Annotated in this window: 14 protein-coding genes and 2 tRNA genes (1 of these 16 cut by a window edge); 10 read left to right on the top strand and 6 right to left on the bottom strand. The window is 44.4% G+C overall.

Translation table 11 applies throughout. The features are described 5' to 3' along the window. The 4 genes from I3257_RS13120 to I3257_RS13135 form a co-directional block, all read right to left on the bottom strand. Nucleotides 1-52: transfer RNA gene (locus I3257_RS13120), tRNA-Ser, on the bottom strand; it reaches 139 nt to the left of the window's first position. A gap of 83 nt (nucleotides 53-135) precedes the next feature. Beyond that, nucleotides 136-226, bottom strand: a tRNA-Ser gene (locus I3257_RS13125). A 161-nt stretch (nucleotides 227-387) separates the two neighbouring features. Then, a complete protein-coding gene (locus I3257_RS13130) occupies nucleotides 388-1,578 on the bottom strand; it encodes a type I glyceraldehyde-3-phosphate dehydrogenase (RefSeq protein ID WP_238050034.1) in 1,191 nt (396 codons plus the stop codon). Nucleotides 1,579-1,753: 175 nt separating this feature from the next. Then, complete coding sequence (locus tag I3257_RS13135; RefSeq protein ID WP_238050035.1) at nucleotides 1,754-3,679, bottom strand: AAA family ATPase; 1,926 nt, start codon at nucleotides 3,677-3,679, stop codon at nucleotides 1,754-1,756. A gap of 290 nt (nucleotides 3,680-3,969) precedes the next feature. Here I3257_RS13135 and I3257_RS13140 point away from each other — a divergent pair, with 290 nt between their 5' ends. The 10 genes from I3257_RS13140 (at nucleotide 3,970) to I3257_RS13185 (ending at nucleotide 16,389) form a co-directional block, all read left to right on the top strand. Next, entirely contained in the window at nucleotides 3,970-5,496 is a 1,527-nt protein-coding gene (locus I3257_RS13140; RefSeq protein WP_109589383.1) for an aldehyde dehydrogenase family protein, read from the top strand. A gap of 97 nt (nucleotides 5,497-5,593) precedes the next feature. Then, nucleotides 5,594-6,622 carry an alcohol dehydrogenase AdhP gene (gene adhP / locus I3257_RS13145; RefSeq protein ID WP_238050036.1) on the top strand — a complete coding sequence of 343 codons (1,029 nt, stop codon included), beginning with the start codon at nucleotides 5,594-5,596 and terminating at the stop codon, nucleotides 6,620-6,622. Nucleotides 6,623-6,828: 206 nt separating this feature from the next. After that, nucleotides 6,829-7,155, top strand: coding sequence for a DUF779 domain-containing protein (locus I3257_RS13150; protein ID WP_238050037.1), 327 nt, complete (start codon nucleotides 6,829-6,831; stop codon nucleotides 7,153-7,155). A 196-nt stretch (nucleotides 7,156-7,351) separates the two neighbouring features. Next, complete coding sequence (locus tag I3257_RS13155) at nucleotides 7,352-8,995, top strand: GMC family oxidoreductase N-terminal domain-containing protein (RefSeq protein WP_238050038.1); 1,644 nt, start codon at nucleotides 7,352-7,354, stop codon at nucleotides 8,993-8,995. Nucleotides 8,996-9,452: 457 nt separating this feature from the next. Continuing rightward, nucleotides 9,453-11,093, top strand: coding sequence for an ABC transporter substrate-binding protein (locus tag I3257_RS13160; RefSeq protein ID WP_045453104.1), 1,641 nt, complete (start codon nucleotides 9,453-9,455; stop codon nucleotides 11,091-11,093). Nucleotides 11,094-11,299: 206 nt separating this feature from the next. Next, entirely contained in the window at nucleotides 11,300-12,316 is a 1,017-nt protein-coding gene (locus I3257_RS13165) for an ABC transporter permease subunit (RefSeq protein ID WP_238050039.1), read from the top strand. A gap of 142 nt (nucleotides 12,317-12,458) precedes the next feature. Next, a complete protein-coding gene (locus tag I3257_RS13170) occupies nucleotides 12,459-13,373 on the top strand; it encodes an ABC transporter permease subunit (protein ID WP_087814459.1) in 915 nt (304 codons plus the stop codon). Between the two features lies 1 nt (nucleotide 13,374). Next, on the top strand, nucleotides 13,375-14,457 hold the full coding sequence (locus I3257_RS13175; protein WP_238050040.1) for an ABC transporter ATP-binding protein: 1,083 nt from the start codon (nucleotides 13,375-13,377) through the stop codon (nucleotides 14,455-14,457). Continuing rightward, on the top strand, nucleotides 14,454-15,425 hold the full coding sequence (locus I3257_RS13180; protein WP_238050041.1) for a peptide ABC transporter ATP-binding protein: 972 nt from the start codon (nucleotides 14,454-14,456) through the stop codon (nucleotides 15,423-15,425). Before I3257_RS13175 ends, I3257_RS13180 begins: the two co-directional genes overlap by 4 nt. Continuing rightward, nucleotides 15,418-16,389 carry a DUF4424 family protein gene (locus I3257_RS13185; RefSeq protein WP_238050042.1) on the top strand — a complete coding sequence of 324 codons (972 nt, stop codon included), beginning with the start codon at nucleotides 15,418-15,420 and terminating at the stop codon, nucleotides 16,387-16,389. The genes I3257_RS13180 and I3257_RS13185 overlap by 8 nt, the downstream gene beginning before the upstream one ends. 171 nt (nucleotides 16,390-16,560) lie before the next feature. Here the strand turns inward: I3257_RS13185 and I3257_RS13190 are convergent, their stop codons facing one another. Further along, complete coding sequence (locus tag I3257_RS13190; RefSeq protein WP_238050043.1) at nucleotides 16,561-17,580, bottom strand: NERD domain-containing protein; 1,020 nt, start codon at nucleotides 17,578-17,580, stop codon at nucleotides 16,561-16,563. Nucleotides 17,581-17,655: 75 nt separating this feature from the next. Continuing rightward, nucleotides 17,656-18,312 (bottom strand): LysE family transporter, encoded by a 657-nt coding sequence (locus I3257_RS13195; protein WP_055125127.1) that lies wholly within the window; start codon nucleotides 18,310-18,312, stop codon nucleotides 17,656-17,658. Nucleotides 18,313-18,349: the final 37 nt, after the last annotated feature.

An 18,349-nucleotide genomic window follows, 5' to 3' on the forward strand; every position in this document is an offset into this window, starting at 1 on the left:
AACCCTTGTCGGTTTTCAAGACCGGTGCATTCAACCACTCTGCCACGTCTCCATTGGTGGACTATTATAGCGATATAAAATAAAAATGCAACAAAAAAAGCCGCAATCATTAATAATGATTGCGGCTTTCGAATTTGGAGGAGACGGAGAGATTCGAACTCTCGAAGGGCTACAAACCCTTGTCGGTTTTCAAGACCGGTGCATTCAACCACTCTGCCACGTCTCCATTTGTGCGTTATTATAGCGATATAACATAAGAATGCAAGCAATTAATTGAACGAATTTAAATTATTTTGACGCTATCGTTGATTCAGTTTAAAAGAGAGTCAAGGCACTGCGTGCAGATGTATATATGATACTTGCAGCGAGGTTAGCGTGGTCACTCGTTTATAGAGAATTGACGATAGGTTTTTTATGAGAAGCCAGATGTAGACACATATCTAGCAGTCTATTGGCATAACCCCATTCGTTGTCATACCATGCAAAAACCTTGTACTGGCTACCCACTTGCATGAGCTGCTGACCATCAATGATCAAAGACTCAGTCTGATGGATAAAATCGCTAGAGACCAGTGGCTCATCCGTATAAGCCATGATGTCACGCAAATGTGCCTGACTGGCAGATTTGAGTGCCTCGCGGACTGCCTCGACAGACACATCGGGCGTATCAAAAACAAAAGTCACATCAATCGCTGCGACATCAATGGTAGGTACGCGTATCGAATGCCCATTTATCTTGCCTACCATAGCAGGTAGCACACGCTCTGTCGCCGCGATACTGCTAGAGGTGGTTGGGATAATATTATAACCAGACGCGCGCGCGCGTCTTGGGTCACGGTGCGCTTGATCGAGCACTGTCTGATCAGCGGTAACCGCATGAATCTCCGTCATCATCGCTGACTTTACCCCAAATGCGGTATCAAGCGTCGCAATCAAAGGAACCAATGCCTGCGTGGTACAAGAAACGCTCGATATAATCGGCAGCTCCCGTGTTAGCTCATCAGTATTAACGCCCATAACGATACAAGCATCGACATCATCGAATGGTGCCGCACCGATAATCACCTGCTGCGCGCCAGCCTCTATGTGCAGTTGTGCTTGCTCATAAGAGCGAAAATGTCCGGTACATTCTAGTACCACATCGACAGCCAGCGCCTGCCAAGGCAACTGCGCAGGGTTAGGTTCTGAAAATAAATTGATACAGTAGGTATAATTGTTTTTTGTGAGACAAAGCTGTGTGGCGCTGTTATTGTTACCGTCATCGCTCGCTTCATCGTTGCTACTCGCCACAATATCAGCACTGACCCCAAGGCGACTTAGGCGACCATGCGTGCTGTCAAACTTTAATAAATGCAGCAAAATATCCGCTGGTGCTAAATCATTAATTGCCACGACATGGATCGCACGGCCTAATACCTCAAAGCGCTCTAGCAATGCCCGCAAAACGTTGCGTCCTATACGTCCAAAACCATTGATAGCAATCCTCAGTGGTTGTGTATGCTCACTAGATGCATGAAACGCCGCTGCTGCTACTGGGTCAGACGTTAATTGATAAGTGGCGCTCGAAAAATCAGGCATAAAAAGATATCGCTATAAAGGGATAAAAAATTGAGCACTACAAAGTCAGCGCTACAATGAGACAAAACCAACAAGTCGTTAATCGGCTCTAAGGATTGTTATATAAAATCTAAATGGCTTTGGTGAATGCTTTAACCCTGAATTGTCATACTCAGTATCAAGACGCCATTGGGCATTAAGGCGTTATAAAAATCAGTGCCAAACGAATAGCATTGTAATCAATACTTTGCTTAAGATGATCGAATATTGGACGCAATTTAATACTGCCATCATCATTGAAGTCATTTGGATTATTGGCGACTTTAATCGCGACGTAGGCATTACCAACCGCCGTCATCACCTCATCCTCTGGCCGCAAATGATCACAAGCGAGGCTTGGATCTTGAGATTTTAGGTCAGCAATATGACGCATAATCGTTGATTGTGAAAGCTGACGGGCTTGTGAGATTTCTGCAATCGACAAGCTCTCCTCTAATAATAATCGCGTCGCAAGCAAGGTACTGTCTGACTTATCAGAAACTTGATTGCCCAGTTTCTGTTTTTTGTCTATTTGCGCCTGTTGTTGCTCGCGGCGCTTTTTTTGCAAAGTGGCATAAGCATCAATCACTGATTTACTCAGTGTACCGCCCGATTTTAAAATAAATTTTTCATGTGCCTGCGTCATGCTCTCTTCATCAAGCATCGCATAATTGGCATCGGCTTCTTCTGACAGCACCAAAAACCGTTTGTCCGCGCCGCGTGCTAGCGGATCAAGCTGCAAACTCATGTCGTTCATACCCAGCAACTGCAGACCTGCCAGCGATTTTAATCGTGACAATGCCACATATCCTTGCCCCAGCTCAAAGGTGCGCGATAAGTCAATCTCTGCGGCATCGAGGGTCATGCCTTGTGACTTATGAATGGTAATCGCCCATGCTAGACAAAGCGGTACTTGCTCATAGCTTGCCAGCACATCTCCTGTCTCATCTTCGATAATCCATTCTTCAGGCTCAGCGACAACTTCACGCCCTGAATTGAGCCGAACCACGGGCATTTTTTGCGTCGTTGGCTTTTTGGCTTTGGGTTTCTCTTTTATGGCTTTTTTACCTTTGCCTTTTACAGTCTTATTCGTCTCACTTTCAGTATTTTCATCATCATCTTCGATTAAATCATCACTGCTGTCTTTGCTATCATCGATTTTAACAGCGGCAAAACCAATCAATTCACCCATCGTACCGTTGGACACGCCAAGTTCAGTATTGTTTTTGATAAACATTACCTTGGCACCGACTTTTAGTACCAAATCATCTTGGGTACGTACCGTTTTTTTAAGCGTCTCAACCAATTTACTATCGCCCGTAGACGTTGCGGTAAAGCGCATCATCTCACCCTCTAACGCGGCAAGCTCTTTATCATTGATGCTATTAACGTTGAGATTGTGCGTATAAAGACGGGTACGTTTGATATCGACATTTTGGTCAAAAGTCGCCTCCAGCGCGGCAATCGATTCAAAAGTGACTTCCTGACGACGAATTTGGTTGAGAATATCGTCCAAATCAAGCCCGCCATTTGCCGCTTCACTAACCTGCCTGTGTTGCTCAGACAGATAGCAAATATGGAACTTAGCATCAAGCCACGCTTCAGACATAAAGGCAAATTTTTCACGATTGGTTTCACCCTTACTACCAATCGGTGGCAGCTGAAAAAAGTCCCCTGCCACGACCACTTGGATACCACCAAAGGCTTTGTCATTTTTGCGGATATGCTTGAGTACTTGGCTAACCAAATTGAGCTGCTTAGCATGCAACATCGATATCTCATCAATGACCAATACCGCGGTATCTTTTAGTCGGTCTGCCAAAAACTGCTTGCGTGATAACGTAGTCAAGTCGCGGTCGCTTAACTCATCTTTGATACCGATGCCGGACCAGCTATGAATCGTTGTGCCATTCATGTGTGTGGCAGCAATACCGGTACTCGCAGTGACGGCGACAGGCACCCGGCGCGCGCGCAGGTAGTCGATATATTGATTGAGAGTATAAGTCTTACCTGAACCTGCTGAGCCAGTCAAAAAGACATTTTGACCCGTTTTTAAGATATCAAGAGCAGAAGATTGACGCATATATCCAAACCAATTAAGTTAATAGTAATAAGAAAAACAGCTTAAGAGCAAATAATAAGAGAAAAAGCTGCCAACAATTATAGCAGCTACATCCGTTTTGCGGACGACTTTCACCCTGATAAGCCACATAACTTAAAGTTATACGATACGAAATATATCATTATAAAAAGTCATTATCGCTCATCGCTAAAGCTCAGTACGATAGGGTCATAGCTTGGTCAGGATGGCCAAATATTTATGCTTAAGTCGTTTGTTCTTAAATAGCCATAATACACAACAAGGAGTCGTTAATGTTATACGCCTATCCCAATACTGAAAATAGTCCTGTTCAATTCCGCAAAAAATATGACAACTTCATCAATGGTGAGTGGGTCGCGCCAATCGATGGTGAATACTTTGACAACTCAAGTCCAATCGATGGTAAAACCTTCTGTCAGATTGCGCGCTCTAAAGCTGCCGATGTTGAAGCGGCGCTAGATGCGGCTCATGCAGCAAAAGACGCATGGGGCAAAACCAGTGTCACTGAACGCTCTAATATGTTGCTCAAACTTGCTGATGGTATCGAAGCCAATTTAGAGGCAATCGCTATCGCTGAAAGCTATGAAAACGGTAAACCAGTTCGCGAAACTCTCGCCGCTGATATCCCAATCGCCATCGACCATTTGCGTTATTTTGCGGGCGTTATCCGCGCACAAGAAGGCGGCATTAGTCAAATTGATGAAGATACGGTTGCCTATCATTTTCATGAGCCTCTAGGCGTAGTCGGTCAAATCATTCCTTGGAACTTCCCTATTCTAATGGCGATTTGGAAAATCGCCCCAGCCCTTGCTGCTGGTAACTGTATCGTCCTCAAGCCTGCCGAGCAAACGCCAGCTTCTGTTTTATACATGCTTGACGTCATAGGCGCGGCGGATATTTTACCGAAAGGCGTACTAAACGTCATTAACGGCTTTGGTGTAGAAGCTGGTAAGCCAATCGCTTCCAACCCACGTATCGATAAAGTATCCTTTACGGGTGAAACCACCACTGGTCGCTTAATTATGCAATACGCCAGTGAAAATATCATTCCAGTCACGCTAGAGCTGGGTGGCAAAAGCCCAAATATCTTCTTTGCTGATATCATGGATGAAGACGATGACTTCTTAGACAAAGCGGTTGAAGGTTTGGTCATGTTTGCGCTAAACCAAGGTGAAGTTTGTACTTGCCCTTCACGCGCCCTCGTACACGAAAGCATCTATGATGAATTCATGAAACGCTGTATCGCTCGCGTAAAAGCTATCAAAATGGGCAACCCGCTTGATACCGACACCATGATTGGCGCGCAAGCCAGCTCAGATCAGTTAGAAAAAATCCTATCTTATCTCGATATTGGTAAAAAAGAAGGTGCCAAAGTCTTAGTCGGTGGCGAACTTGCCAAGCATGATGGCGATATGGCAAACGGTTATTATGTGCAGCCGACTATCTTTGAAGGCACCAATGATATGCGGGTGTTCCAAGAAGAAATCTTTGGCCCCGTACTCGCTGTCACCACTTTTAAAGATGATGAAGAAGCGATGGCGCTAGCCAATGACACTTTATATGGTCTTGGTGCTGGTGTCTGGACGCGTAACGGTACTCGTGCTTATCGTTTCGGTCGTGGCATTAAAGCTGGCCGCGTTTGGACGAATTGCTATCACCTTTATCCTGCGCATTCAGCGTTTGGTGGGTATAAGCAATCTGGTATCGGCCGCGAAAACCATCTGATGATGCTTGATCATTATCAACAAACCAAAAACATGCTGGTCTCTTATAGTCCTAAAGCGATGGGCTTCTTTTAATTCTGTTTTTCAAAGCACTTTATGGCAAAACTGTAAAGTGCGACCTCGATGCTCGCCGAGCATCTTAATGTAAAGAACGATGACAAGGAGTTACAACGTGAGTAATAAAATGAAAGCGGCCGTGCTGCATGAATTCGGACAACCCTTAGAAATTGAAGAAGTAGATATTCCAACCGCAGGTGCTGGTCAAATCGTTGTAAAAATGCAGGCATCAGGTGTCTGTCATACCGATTTGCATGCCATTGAGGGCGATTGGCCAGTGAAACCTAGCCCACCGTTTATCCCAGGTCACGAAGGCGTTGGTCTTATCACCGCCGTTGGTGAAAATGTCCACCATGTCAAAGAAGGCGACCGAGTCGGTATTCCTTGGCTCTACTCTGCTTGTGGCCACTGTACCCATTGCTTAGGTGGTTGGGAAACCTTATGCGAAAGCCAACAAAACTCTGGTTATTCTGTAAACGGCAGCTTTGCAGAATATGTACTAGCAGATGCCAACTATGTCGGTATCATTCCTGAAAGCGTTGACTCTATTGAAATTGCACCAGTGTTGTGTGCAGGTGTTACGGTCTACAAAGGTCTTAAAATGACCGATACTAAGCCAGGCGATTGGGTTGTCATTTCAGGTATCGGTGGACTGGGACATATGGCTGTTCAGTATGCCATTGCAATGGGATTGAATGTTGCTGCTGTGGATATTGATGACGAAAAACTGGCATTCGCTAAAAAATTGGGCGCCAAAGTCACTGTCAATGCGAAAAATACTGACCCTGCTGAATATCTACAAAAAGAAATCGGCGGTGCTCACGGTGCGCTCGTGACAGCAGTATCTTCAAAAGCCTTTGATCAAGCATTAGGCATGTTACGACGCGGTGGTACTTTGGTCTGTAACGGTCTACCAACGGGCGAATTCCCAGTATCTATTTTTGATACTGTTTTAAACGGTATTACCATTCGTGGCTCAATCGTTGGTACGCGTCTCGACTTGCAAGAGTCGCTAGACATGGCAGCAGCAGGCAAAGTAAAAGCCACCGTTGCCGCTGAGCCACTAGAAAATATCAATGATATCTTCAATCGTATGCGTGATGGCAAAATCGAAGGTCGCATTGTCATTGACTATAGTCTATAGCAACAATTATGTAGCCACATGCTTTATGATATTTTAAGACTCGTAATACCGTCTCAATGACTGGCTAGAGTAATCATCAGTAAAGGGTCGTATCGTTTTCAACCACATATGATAAATGATGTGAGTGAATATGATGCGACCCTTTATTTTCTATTCAGTATGATTATGAAAGACATTCGTTCGGGTCTAACGATAAGGAAATCATTATGAACGTCACAGCGACAGAGTCCTGCAAAGCATTAATCGACTTACTAAAATCTAAGCACGGCGAGCTGATGTTTCATCAATCAGGCGGCTGCTGCGATGGCAGTTCACCCATGTGTTATCCATTGGGCGAATTTAAAGTAGGTGGACAAGACGTACTCATCGGCGAGCTGATTGGCTGTCCATTTTATATGGGTAAAGCTCAGTATAAGCTCTGGCAACATACCGATCTAACGATAGATGTGGTCGATGGACGCGGAGCCAGTTTTTCGCTTGAAATACCTGAAGGTAAGCGCTTTATCGTACGTTCAGAGATATGTGCTATATAAGTTTAAATAGCATACACCAGCGGTTTAATGTCCTAGTATTGTTTTGCCATGCCATATGTTGATCGATAAACACCCCTTAGTCATTTTTATTTTATTATTCCAGCAAAATAATAGATACTGTAATGCGTACCCTATTTCAATAAACGCGTTTTAACGAGCACGTTTTACTCAGCATGGATGCTAGAAGGAATGTAAAATGGAATTTGATAAAAAATTTGATTACGTCATCGTTGGTGGTGGTTCAGCTGGCTGCGTACTTGCTAGCCGATTAACAGAAAACCCAGACATTAGTGTCTGCTTATTAGAATATGGCGGTGAAGGCAAAGACCTTGCTGTCCGTGTCCCTGCCGGACTGATTTTGATGGTGCCAGGCAAGCCGCTGAAACTGAATAATTGGTGCTTTCACACCACGCCGCAGATGCACTTGAACAATCGCCGCGGCTTTCAACCACGCGGGCAATGCTTAGGCGGTTCATCCGCTATCAATGCCATGATTTATACCCGTGGTAGTGCGCTCGATTATGAACGTTGGGTAGAACAAGGCTGCGAAGGCTGGGGATTTGATGATGTACTGCCCTACTTTATCAAAGCAGAAAACAATATCCATGGGGGTGATAAGCTGCATGGTGATAGCGGACCGCTGCATGTAAGTGACTTACTGAGTCCGCGTGATATCTCCAAAGCATTCGTAGAAGCCGCCATCACCAATGGTTTAGATCACAATCAAGATTTTAATGGCGAAAAGCAAGACGGTACAGGGCTATATCAAGTCACCCACTTTCATGGCGAAAAACAAGGTCAACGCTGCTCTGCGGCGGCCGCTTATCTACATCCAGTACAAAACCGATCAAATCTGACCGTCATCACCCACGCCCAAGCCAACCGCGTCATTTTTGAAGACAAACAAGCCGTTGGTGTCGCTTATGAAAAAGATGGCGTTGAGCATGCGGTTATGGCGCGTCATGAAGTGATATTATCTGGAGGCACTTTTGGCTCACCCAAAGTCCTGATGTTGTCAGGTATTGGACCTGCTGAGCATCTACAATCGCATGGCATCGACGTCGTGGTAGATGCGCCCGATGTTGGTGGTAATCTACAAGATCACTTAGATGTCGTTTTTGATTACGAGGTCAATACCACTGACGTCATCGGTATTGGTATGGCGACGATTTCGACATTGACCAAAAGTATTCGGCAGTGGAGAAAGGATGGTACAGGCCTCTTGTCTACCAACTATGCTGAAGCGGGCGCGTTCTTTAGTGTCGGTGATGATCCAAAAGAGTGGCCAAATACCCAACTGCACTTTGTCATATCCCGCGTGATTGAGCATGGTCGTGATCTCAGACGTGGCTTTGCGGTCTCTTGTCACAGTTGCTACCTACGCCCTGAAAGCCGCGGTACGGTCAGACTGGACTCCGCCGACCCCTCAGACGCGGTATTGATTGATCCAAACTACCTCTCGCACCCAAAAGATGTGGAATATATGATTGCAGGCGCGGAGCGTACGCGCGCCATCATGCAAGCATCACCCATCGCCAAATATATTACTGAAGACTACCCTGCCCCCTATATCGAAAAAGACGGTATGCTCGGCTATATCCGCAACAAGTCAGATACCATTTATCATCCTGTCGGCACTTGCCGTATGGGCTCAGACAGCAATTCAGTCGTCGATTTGCAATTAAAAGTACGCGGTGTAAATGGCTTAAGGGTCATCGATGCCTCAATCATGCCGACTTTAATCAGCGGTAATACCAATGCGCCAACGATTATGATTGCTGAAAAACTCGCAGACCTTATCAAAGCAAATCACGGTCATATCGAACGAGTCACGCCATAAAACATGGGAAGATATACGTCTTATAATTAGTATTTTTATTTAAGAAACTTACTTACTAAAACTTTATATTCAATAAAATGAAAATAAGCAGATTGTATAAAAGTTTAACCTTTATTTTTTCGTGGTTATTTTTATCAGCATTTTTAAAATAAGGAGAAACTCTAACAAACTTGTCAATAAAGATAGTAAAACAGAACGTTTTCTATCAAATTAGCTTACAGATGTCTTGCATTACCACTGTTGAACAGAGTATATTTAAACCACTTATTTATATCGGTATTTTTTGCAAATCTGAATAATGGTTAATACAACCTGAAATATTTTTTATTTTGCATATTAGAAACACGATATAAACAATTGCTTTAAAGGGAATTAAAAGCACGCTCATTATATTTATAGGTCAAAAACGATCTTATAAATATATTGGCGACTATTTATCATTACATAGGATGTAATAATGCAAAAATCACTCTTCAAACTGACGATGTTGGCGACAGTTATTCTAGGCATCAGTGCCTGTAGCGGCGACAACAAAACCACCGATGAATCTGCTGCCAGCTCAGATGCTAAAGCAGCCAAAACCTTACTTTATTGCTCAGAAGGTAGTCCGGCTGGATTCGATCCAGCACAGTACACTGCAGGTACGGATTTTGATGCGAGCGCCTTTCCCATCTACAACGGCTTAGTAGAATTCAAAAGAGATGGTACTGAGATTCAGCCAGCCTTAGCCGAAAGCTGGGATATTAGTGAAGACGGCAAGACTTATACCTTTAACCTACGTAAAGGGGTTAAATATGGTAAGACCGATTACTTTACCCCAACCCGTGATTTCAACGCAGATGACATTGTCTTTACGCTAGAGCGTATCACCAATCCAGAGTTTGAATTTAATAAAGCCTATCCTGCTGAGTTCCCCTATTCGGTCGGTATGGGGCTACCTGATATTATCTCCAATATCGAAAAAGTTGATGACAATACCGTAAAAATCACCCTAAGCGAAACCAATGCACCATTTTTACAGAACCTAGCGATGCCCTTCGCTTATATCGATTCTGCTGAGTATGCAGAAAAGTTAATGGCTTCTGGTAATGCTGCTGATATCAACACCAAACCCGTTGGTACAGGACCTTTCGTATTTACTTCTTATCAAAAAGACGCGCAAATTCGTTATACCAAAAATCCAGACTACTGGAACAAAGATGATATTCATATCGATAATCTAGTCTTTGTCATCACCAAAGATTCAGCAGTGCGTGCGCAAAAAGTGCAAGCAGGTGAATGTCATGTGTCCGCTTATCCAAAACCTGCCGAAATTGACTCTGTCAAAAAATCTGGTAAGGCCACCGTTCTCGATCAACCCGGCTTTAACGTCGGTTATGTCGGCTATAACGTTGAAAAACCGAAGCTTAGCGACCTTAAAGTTCGCCAAGCATTAGACATGGCAATTAATAAAGACGCTATTATAAATGCGGTTTATCAAAGCGAAGGATTAAAAGCCACCAATCCTATGCCGCCCACACAATGGGGTTACGACAAATCTATCAAAGATGCACCTTATGATGTGGAAAAGGCCAAGTCCCTTATAAAAGAAGCAGGCGCGGACAAACTTGCGATTAATCTATGGTATATGCCCGTTCAACGCCCATACAATCCTAATGCCAAACTCATGGCTGAAATGCTACAAGCAGATTGGGCAAAAATTGGTGTCGATACCAAGCTTGTGACGTATGAATGGGGCGAGTATCTAAACCGCGCTGCTAAAGGTGAGCCTGATGTCATTCTAGCGGGCTGGACTGGTGACAATGGGGATCCTGATAACTGGCTTGGTACGCTACTATCTTGTGATGCGGTCGGTGGCAATAACTACTCACGCTGGTGTAATAAAGACTTTGACACTTTGGTGACTAACGCCCGTCAGATTACCAATCAAGATGAGCGCGTCAACGACTATGTACAAGCTCAGCAGATATTCAAAGAGCAATTGCCTTGGACGACAATGGCGCATTCGGTGGTCACGGTATTCACCGCACCAAACGTCGTCGATTATAAAATTAGTCCGCTTGGCTCAATACGCTTCGATGGTGTAAAGGTTGAATAACCTGATCTGATGACGTCCGGTAAGACATGCATGATTGTTTAATTTATATTCGGCTGGGTCAGACACTCTGCTCCAGCCGTATTTATATGAGTTAAGCGCCTTATTAAGCATTTTTTAAGCATTTTGTCACCGACTCTCTCATCTCTGCCAACATTCTACTCATCGATCTCAAACGATTGAACCACAACTATTGAATTGAGCAGCCCATGCTACTTTACATTTTGCGTCGCATTGCCATTCTAATTCCTGTCTATCTTGGCTTAACGCTATCGACATTCACCTTAATTCGGCTCGTCCCTGGAGATGCTGTCGAGATTATGATGGGTGAGCGTATGGTAGATCCAGAGCTACATGCTCGCGCGTTAGAAAGACTTGGCTTAGACAAACCCCTCATTGTCCAATATTGGGATTACTTAACCGGAATATTGACCGGTGATTTTGGTCAATCCTTTCGTACTCGTACTTCGGTATTACAAGACTTCTTTGCGCATTTTGTACCAACCTTAGAGCTGGCTTTGTGTGCCATTGTCATTGCCAGTGTTGTCGGTGTGAGCTTAGGTATCTTTGCCGCGCTACGACGTGGTACATGGATTGACTACACTCTAATGTCAGGGGCGCTGGCTGGCTACTCTATGCCCATCTATTTATTGGGACCTATCCTCACGGGTATATTCGCCCATTATCTCGGCCTGTTGCCCGTTGCTGGTGTCATATCTGTCGCGCAGTTTTTAGACGTCAAACCTTTATATGGATCATGGTTATTGGGCTCGTTAACATCAGGAGAACCTGGCGCGTTTTGGGACGTGGTCAAACACTTTATCCTACCGTCTATTGCCTTATCGACCATACCACTCGCGATGATTGCACGGATGACACGCTCGGCGATGCTAGAGGTGTTAGATGAGGACTACGTGCGTACAGCGCGCGCCAAAGGCCTATCGCCGCGCCGCGTGATATTGGTACACGTCATGCGTAATGCTTTAATTACTGTGGTGACGGTAATTGGCTTACAGATGGCGACCTTGCTTGCGGGGGCTATTATCACTGAGACTATCTTTAGTTGGCCAGGTGTTGGTAATTGGCTGCTCGATGGGTTTTTCACTCGTGATTATCCTATTGTGCAAAACGGTATTTTATTGGTCGCCACCGCCCTGATTTTGGTTAGTTTATTTATTGATATTTTGTATGGTCTTATCAATCCGCGTATTCGACATACTTCTTAATTTAACATTGATAAATACTCATATTATAAATAGTGGTTATTGGTGTTTGTATGGTCTTGAGTGAGTTTTAGCACATTTTAAATGCTTGCTAGAAATGGAACTCTACATACTTGTAACGCGCTAGCCACTATAGGAACTGCTCATGAAGCCTTCTGTTCTTCCCTCTGATGTCAATCTTATGGCCGCCACACCGCCGTCATCTTGGCAGCTATTTTTATCGACGTTTTGCCGAAATAAAGGCGCGGTGCTTGGTTTTATTGTGCTGGCATTGATGGTCATTATTGCCATCCTTGCGCCTGCCATTGCGCCCCATGACCCTTACGAGTTATTTACTGGTCAAGAGCAGTTGCCGCCTGCCTTTCTGGATGGCGGCAATACCATGTTTTGGCTGGGCACGGATGATGCTGGACGAGACACCTTGTCTCGGGTGATGTATGGCGCGCGTTATTCTCTATTTATCGGTCTGAGCGCGACGACTCTTGCCATGTTAGTCGGTGTTTCATTAGGACTTAGTGCTGCATTTTGGCCCAAGGTTTGGGGCAAAGCGGTCATGCTGGTCAATGATATTTTGATGTCTTATCCGAGCTTACTATTGGCGATCATTATCGCCGCTATCTTGGGGCCTTCTATGACCAATACGATTATTACGATCGCCTTGGTCTGTACGCCACCTTTTATTCGGCTGACGCGCGCAACTGCGATGGTAGAGCTACAGCGTGAGTATTTTATCGCTTCACAAGTGATGGGCGCTGGTGTGTTGCGCTTATTGTTTATCACTATTTTGCCCAACTGTATGGCACCGCTTATCGTACAAGCAACGATGATTTTCTCTTCTGCTATTTTAGAAGCAGGTGCAATTGGTTTCTTAGGCTTTGGTGTACAGCCACCCGATGCTGAATGGGGTGCAATGCTTGGTACGGCGCGTCAATATATTCAGAGTAATGTTTGGCTAGCTATTTGGCCCGGTGTCGCTATTTTCTTAGCCGCATTGTCGATTAACTTGACTGGTGATGGCCTACGCGATGCGCTAGACCCCAAATTAAAGCAGGTGACCTAAGATGACTGAACCATTAATTAAAACGCCTACCACTCACACTTCTATGAATGACGCATCAAAAAAAGAATCACCATTGCTGTTAGATATTGAAAATCTTTCAGTGACTTTCGGGCAAGGGGTGCGCGCTTTTCGTGCAGTCGATGATGTGTCGTTAAAGATTACACAAGGCGAAGTCATCGCAGTCGTGGGTGAATCTGGCTCGGGTAAGTCAGTCACTATGATGGCACTGATGGGGCTACTACCACCCTCTGCAACTGTCCGTTCCAAGCGTGTTATATTCGATGATAAAGACATGCTCAGTATGTCAGCCAAAGAAAAACGCGGCATCATTGGCAAAGATATCTCAATGATCTTTCAAAATGCCATGTCTTGCTTAAATCCAAGCTTTACGGTTGAGATGCAACTGGGCGAAGTACTACGCAAGCATCTAGGCTTGCGTGGTTCAGCAGTACAGACACGTATCTTAGAGCTGTTAGAGCTGGTCGAAATGCCCGATGCCAAAAATCGACTCAAGGTTTACCCACATCAGTTATCAGGCGGTATGAGTCAGCGGGTCATGATTGCGATGGCAATTGCTTGTGAGCCAAAACTACTCATCGCTGATGAGCCAACCACTGCACTGGATGTCACGGTACAAGCACAAATCATGGATTTGCTCAACCGATTACAACGCGAAAAACAAATGGCGATGATACTGATTACCCACGACTTGGGTTTGGTCGCGCAAAACTCGCGTGATGTCGCGGTCATGTATGCCGGACAAGTGGTCGAAACCAGTACTGTGCCGGAGATTTTTCAAAAGCCTGCGCACCCGTATACTGAGGCCTTGCTGCAAGCCATCCCAGAGCTGGCTATCGGTCAAGACCGTCTGAATAGCTTGCCCGGTATCGTACCCAGCCAATACGATCGCCCGAGTGGTTGCTTGTTGTCTCCTCGCTGCCCGTACAAAGAGCCTGCCTGTGAAGTGCCACCGCCCATATTGGATACTCCTAATGGCAAAGTGCGCTGTATTCATCCAGAATTACCGAGCGCTCCTTCTCACCTATCCACCTCTCACGCTGCTACATTGGAGTCACAAGTATGAGTAATAAAGTGGTCCTAAAAGCAGACAATCTACACAAGCATTACCCTGTATCTCAAGGTTTGGGTAAAGCAAAAGCATATGTTAAGGCTTTAAATGGTGTGTCGTTTGAGCTTGAGGCTGGCAAGACACTGGCCGTCGTCGGTGAATCAGGCTGCGGTAAATCTACCCTTGCCCGCCAGCTCACACTCATCGAAGAGCCTACTGATGGTGAGTTATTTATCAACGATGAAGCCACCACTGGCTATAGCAGAAAAGCGCTAAAAGATCTGCGTACCGAAATTCAAATGGTCTTCCAAAACCCTTATGGTAGCTTAAATCCGCGCCATACCATTGGCTATCAATTGACTGAACCACTGGATATCCATACCAAACTGTCTAAAGACGACAAGCGTGACAAAATCAATGAGATGATGCGAAATGTGGGTCTGCGCCCCGAACATGCTGGCCGCTATCCGCATATGTTTTCAGGGGGTCAGCGCCAACGTATTGCCCTCGCCCGCGCCATGATGCTCAATCCTAAGATTGTCGTCGCTGATGAGCCTACTTCCGCGCTCGATGTATCGATTCAGGCACAAGTCTTAAATTTATTTATGGATTTGCAGGATGAGTATCGTACTGCTTACGTCTTTATCTCGCATAACTTGTCAGTCGTACGACACGTCGCTGATGATGTGATGGTCATGTATTTGGGTCAAGCGGTCGAACACGGCCCGAAAGAAGCGATTTATAATGCGCCAAAACATCCGTATACCATTGCTTTATTAGCTGCTGCGCCTACTGTGAATGGTCATAAGAATGATTTGACCCTACAAGGTGAGTTACCAAGCCCACTAAATCCACCAAGCGGCTGCGCCCTGCACAAACGCTGCCCATATGCCAAGCAGCAATGCAGCGAGATAGAGCCACAACTGCGTGAATGGGATGGCCGATTGGTGGCTTGTTTACGCTTGGAAGAAATATATGGGTAAGCGATATTTTATGTGTAGCAGCCAATTAGCTTGCGCTGTTCTGCTAGCGATGACGGCTGCCCAAGCAAACGACTCTACTGGCTACATAGGTACAGGCGGTGTTGAGTATCTTAAAAATAAAAATATCAGCATGCATAATGAAGACTTATATATCTCCAAATATAAAATCCGCGTCAATTATGAGTTTAAAAACTTAAGCAATAAGGATATTACCGAAACCGTTTTATTTCCTATGCCAGCTGTCCCCAGCTCTACAGACTCAGATTTTGCTGATATTAATGCCACTTATGACAACTTTGAAGTTTGGATAAACGGTAAGCCTATCATTCCTAATCAGCATGTCCGTACTTTTATGCGGCCAATTGTCGTCAAAGATGGCGATAGAACCTATGCAGACACCTCTATTGATACGACTGAAATATTTAAATCCTGTGGTCTTAACGAGGCTGATATGATGGGACCTTGGACGTATCAAGTTGACACTGAATATGTCAATCAACAGCTTTTAGATTGTAATAATAAGGCACTAGATAGATTCATCTATGATAGAGAAAGTCTTTATATACCTTGGGATTCGCAGGTTATCTATAGTTGGGAGCAAAAATTCAAAGCCAATGCGACGACCAAAATCAAGCATTCATATACACCGCTTGTAGGTGGCTCAGTTCATCTAGGTGAAGAACAATTCCCAGATTTTTGCGTAGACAGTTCAACTCAGAGAGGATTTCACAAGGGTGGTGGTCGTCCCTATCATGCCTTAAGCTATATATTGACTACGGGGGCTAACTGGGCCAAACCGATTAGCAATTTCAAACTTACCGTAGAACGCGATCCTAATGAATTGGTGTCGTTTTGCTGGAAAGGAAAGGGTAAAGTCAAAAAGGTAAGCGCAACGACGTTTGAGATTAAAGAGACTAACTTTGTGCCAACGCACGATTTTGATGTGGCTTTTATTATGAAGTAAAGTTGAGTTTGTAGAGTGTACCCAGCGCATCGATAAAACTTGTTTCGACGGTCATCTTGTCGCTGGGTTTTCGTGAACAAAACCAAGCAAAAAAACAAAAATATTAGCCTCAGCATCTGATGCTTTAAAAGTGGGGAAATATGCGAAGCATGGGTCGGTGTTCTTTAAAGGCTAAGCAATATTTACTACACCTCGGCACTTTGGAAACTGCGCGCAGCCATAAAAGAATTGTCCTTGGTGCTGGCCTTTTTTTGCAGTGCGTTTAACCATCTCTCCATTACATTTCGGGCAAGTTGGCGCTTGGACGAGATTAGCAGTAGGGTTTGTCGCCTCAAATATTGTAGGTGCTTCCACCTGTGGCTCAGGCTCTACAATCTCAAACGGTGTAAGGAACGCTTTATTGTCCATATCATATGGTGTATTTGTCTGCTGAATATTCAGACTCTCAGTTAGTAACTCGCTAGATTCAATCTCAGTCTGACCAGACCATCGCAGCACTTCTCGGCTTTTCAGCGTGGCTCGTTTAGCGGTTTCTTTTATTACCGGCTCGAGTGTAGGCTTACTGGCAGTTTTAGCAATTGTTTTATCAGTGGAGTTACTGCTAGGCTGTTTGTTTGAGAGGCTATGCTTGTCTTTTAGATAGGCTTTATGCTCTCTATTGGTGCGCCAAGATTTGCTAAATCTGTTGCTATTAATCTGCTCAACGATAGACTTGACCTCGTCTTCAGTCAGTATCTCACCTTGTTTCTTCTTCACATAAGAGACCCTCCCACCTGTTAATACGTGTTCGGGCAACTCATCACGGGTTTTCAGCTCACATTCACCGATGAAAGCAATCATCGAATGAAAGTAGCTCAGCTCCAATCCTAATAAATCTGCGAGAGTCCTAATGTGCAAGTAGTTTTGGCGTAATGGGTTTTGGAATTTATACTTACTTCCATTTGGGAAAGCTTGCGTCCACTGCTTTTGCTTCTCGCTACCATATATCCAGCCTTTATAATTCTTGGTTTCGATGACAAAGATGCCGTATATGGAGACGATAATATGATCGATTTGGGTACTGCCACCATTGGCTCTTGGCAAGGTAATACCGTTTAATCGGTGATAGACATCTTTTTCAAGTTTTAGCCACATGGCGACATTGATAACGGTCTCGCCTAGAAAGCCTTTGAAAGTGGATTTGAGGGACATGGTTTTTTTCTTGAAAGTGGTTATGAAAAAATAAATAACGTTCAATATCAATATACTAATTACTTTTGGTTAAAATTACCGATCTACAATTGCTGTTCTGACGATAGTTAAACCAATGACGCCAAGCAACGCCCCTGTAACTTTATCGATGTAATAAGCAACTTGGGTAAATTTAGCGCGTACTTTGCGAGTCGACAATAGAAATATGACGGCAGTGTCCCACGCGAATACCACAACAGTCATCCAAATACCTAAGCCCAATTTGAACACAAAACTTATTTCTGGTGTCAACACTACAGTGAATAAACTGAGATAAAAGAGTAGATTTTTAGGATTAAATATTCCAGACAAAAACCCTGCAGTAAATTCTTTTAAAAAAGTTGTCTTAGGTATATTTGAATGGGCTGATTGGGCTACCTGAAATTGGTCATACGCATCTTTTCGTGCGCGTAACGCCTGTATACCAAGATACATTAAAAACAACCCACCAATGATTTTTAGCGTAATCATAATAGGTGCAGAGGCGGCTAAAATTGAGCCAACGCCAATTAGACATAGACCAATGTACACAGCATTAGCAAAGGTGATACCGAGCGCAACCCCTATTGCGTCTTTACTGTCGTTCTTAATCGCACTCTTTACGATCAATACAAAATCCGGTCCAGGACTCAATAGTGCAAGAAAATGCGCCAAGCCGACCGTGATAAAAATACTCAACAAATCCCAGTTCATAATTAGTCCGTACTCTGTTTTTTTTAATTATGGACTA

The sequence above is a fragment of the Psychrobacter sp. Ps7 genome, from assembly GCF_022129225.1.
Lineage (GTDB): Bacteria > Pseudomonadota > Gammaproteobacteria > Pseudomonadales > Moraxellaceae > Psychrobacter > Psychrobacter immobilis_A.

Bases quoted from the DNA above. Each gene is read 5' to 3' on its own strand.
- I3257_RS13150 (WP_238050037.1), top strand. From the start codon at position 6,829: ATGAACGTCACAGCGACAGAGTCCTGCAAAGCATTAATCGACTTACTA.
- I3257_RS13185 (WP_238050042.1), top strand. From the start codon at position 15,418: ATGGGTAAGCGATATTTTATGTGTAGCAGCCAATTAGCTTGCGCTGTT.
- I3257_RS13140 (WP_109589383.1), top strand. From the start codon at position 3,970: ATGTTATACGCCTATCCCAATACTGAAAATAGTCCTGTTCAATTCCGC.
- I3257_RS13155 (WP_238050038.1), top strand. From the start codon at position 7,352: ATGGAATTTGATAAAAAATTTGATTACGTCATCGTTGGTGGTGGTTCA.
- I3257_RS13160 (WP_045453104.1), top strand. From the start codon at position 9,453: ATGCAAAAATCACTCTTCAAACTGACGATGTTGGCGACAGTTATTCTA.
- I3257_RS13195 (WP_055125127.1), bottom strand. From the start codon at position 18,312: ATGAACTGGGATTTGTTGAGTATTTTTATCACGGTCGGCTTGGCGCAT.
- I3257_RS13170 (WP_087814459.1), top strand. From the start codon at position 12,459: ATGAAGCCTTCTGTTCTTCCCTCTGATGTCAATCTTATGGCCGCCACA.
- I3257_RS13135 (WP_238050035.1), bottom strand. From the start codon at position 3,679: ATGCGTCAATCTTCTGCTCTTGATATCTTAAAAACGGGTCAAAATGTC.
- I3257_RS13165 (WP_238050039.1), top strand. From the start codon at position 11,300: ATGCTACTTTACATTTTGCGTCGCATTGCCATTCTAATTCCTGTCTAT.
- I3257_RS13175 (WP_238050040.1), top strand. From the start codon at position 13,375: ATGACTGAACCATTAATTAAAACGCCTACCACTCACACTTCTATGAAT.
- I3257_RS13180 (WP_238050041.1), top strand. From the start codon at position 14,454: ATGAGTAATAAAGTGGTCCTAAAAGCAGACAATCTACACAAGCATTAC.
- I3257_RS13130 (WP_238050034.1), bottom strand. From the start codon at position 1,578: ATGCCTGATTTTTCGAGCGCCACTTATCAATTAACGTCTGACCCAGTA.
- I3257_RS13190 (WP_238050043.1), bottom strand. From the start codon at position 17,580: ATGTCCCTCAAATCCACTTTCAAAGGCTTTCTAGGCGAGACCGTTATC.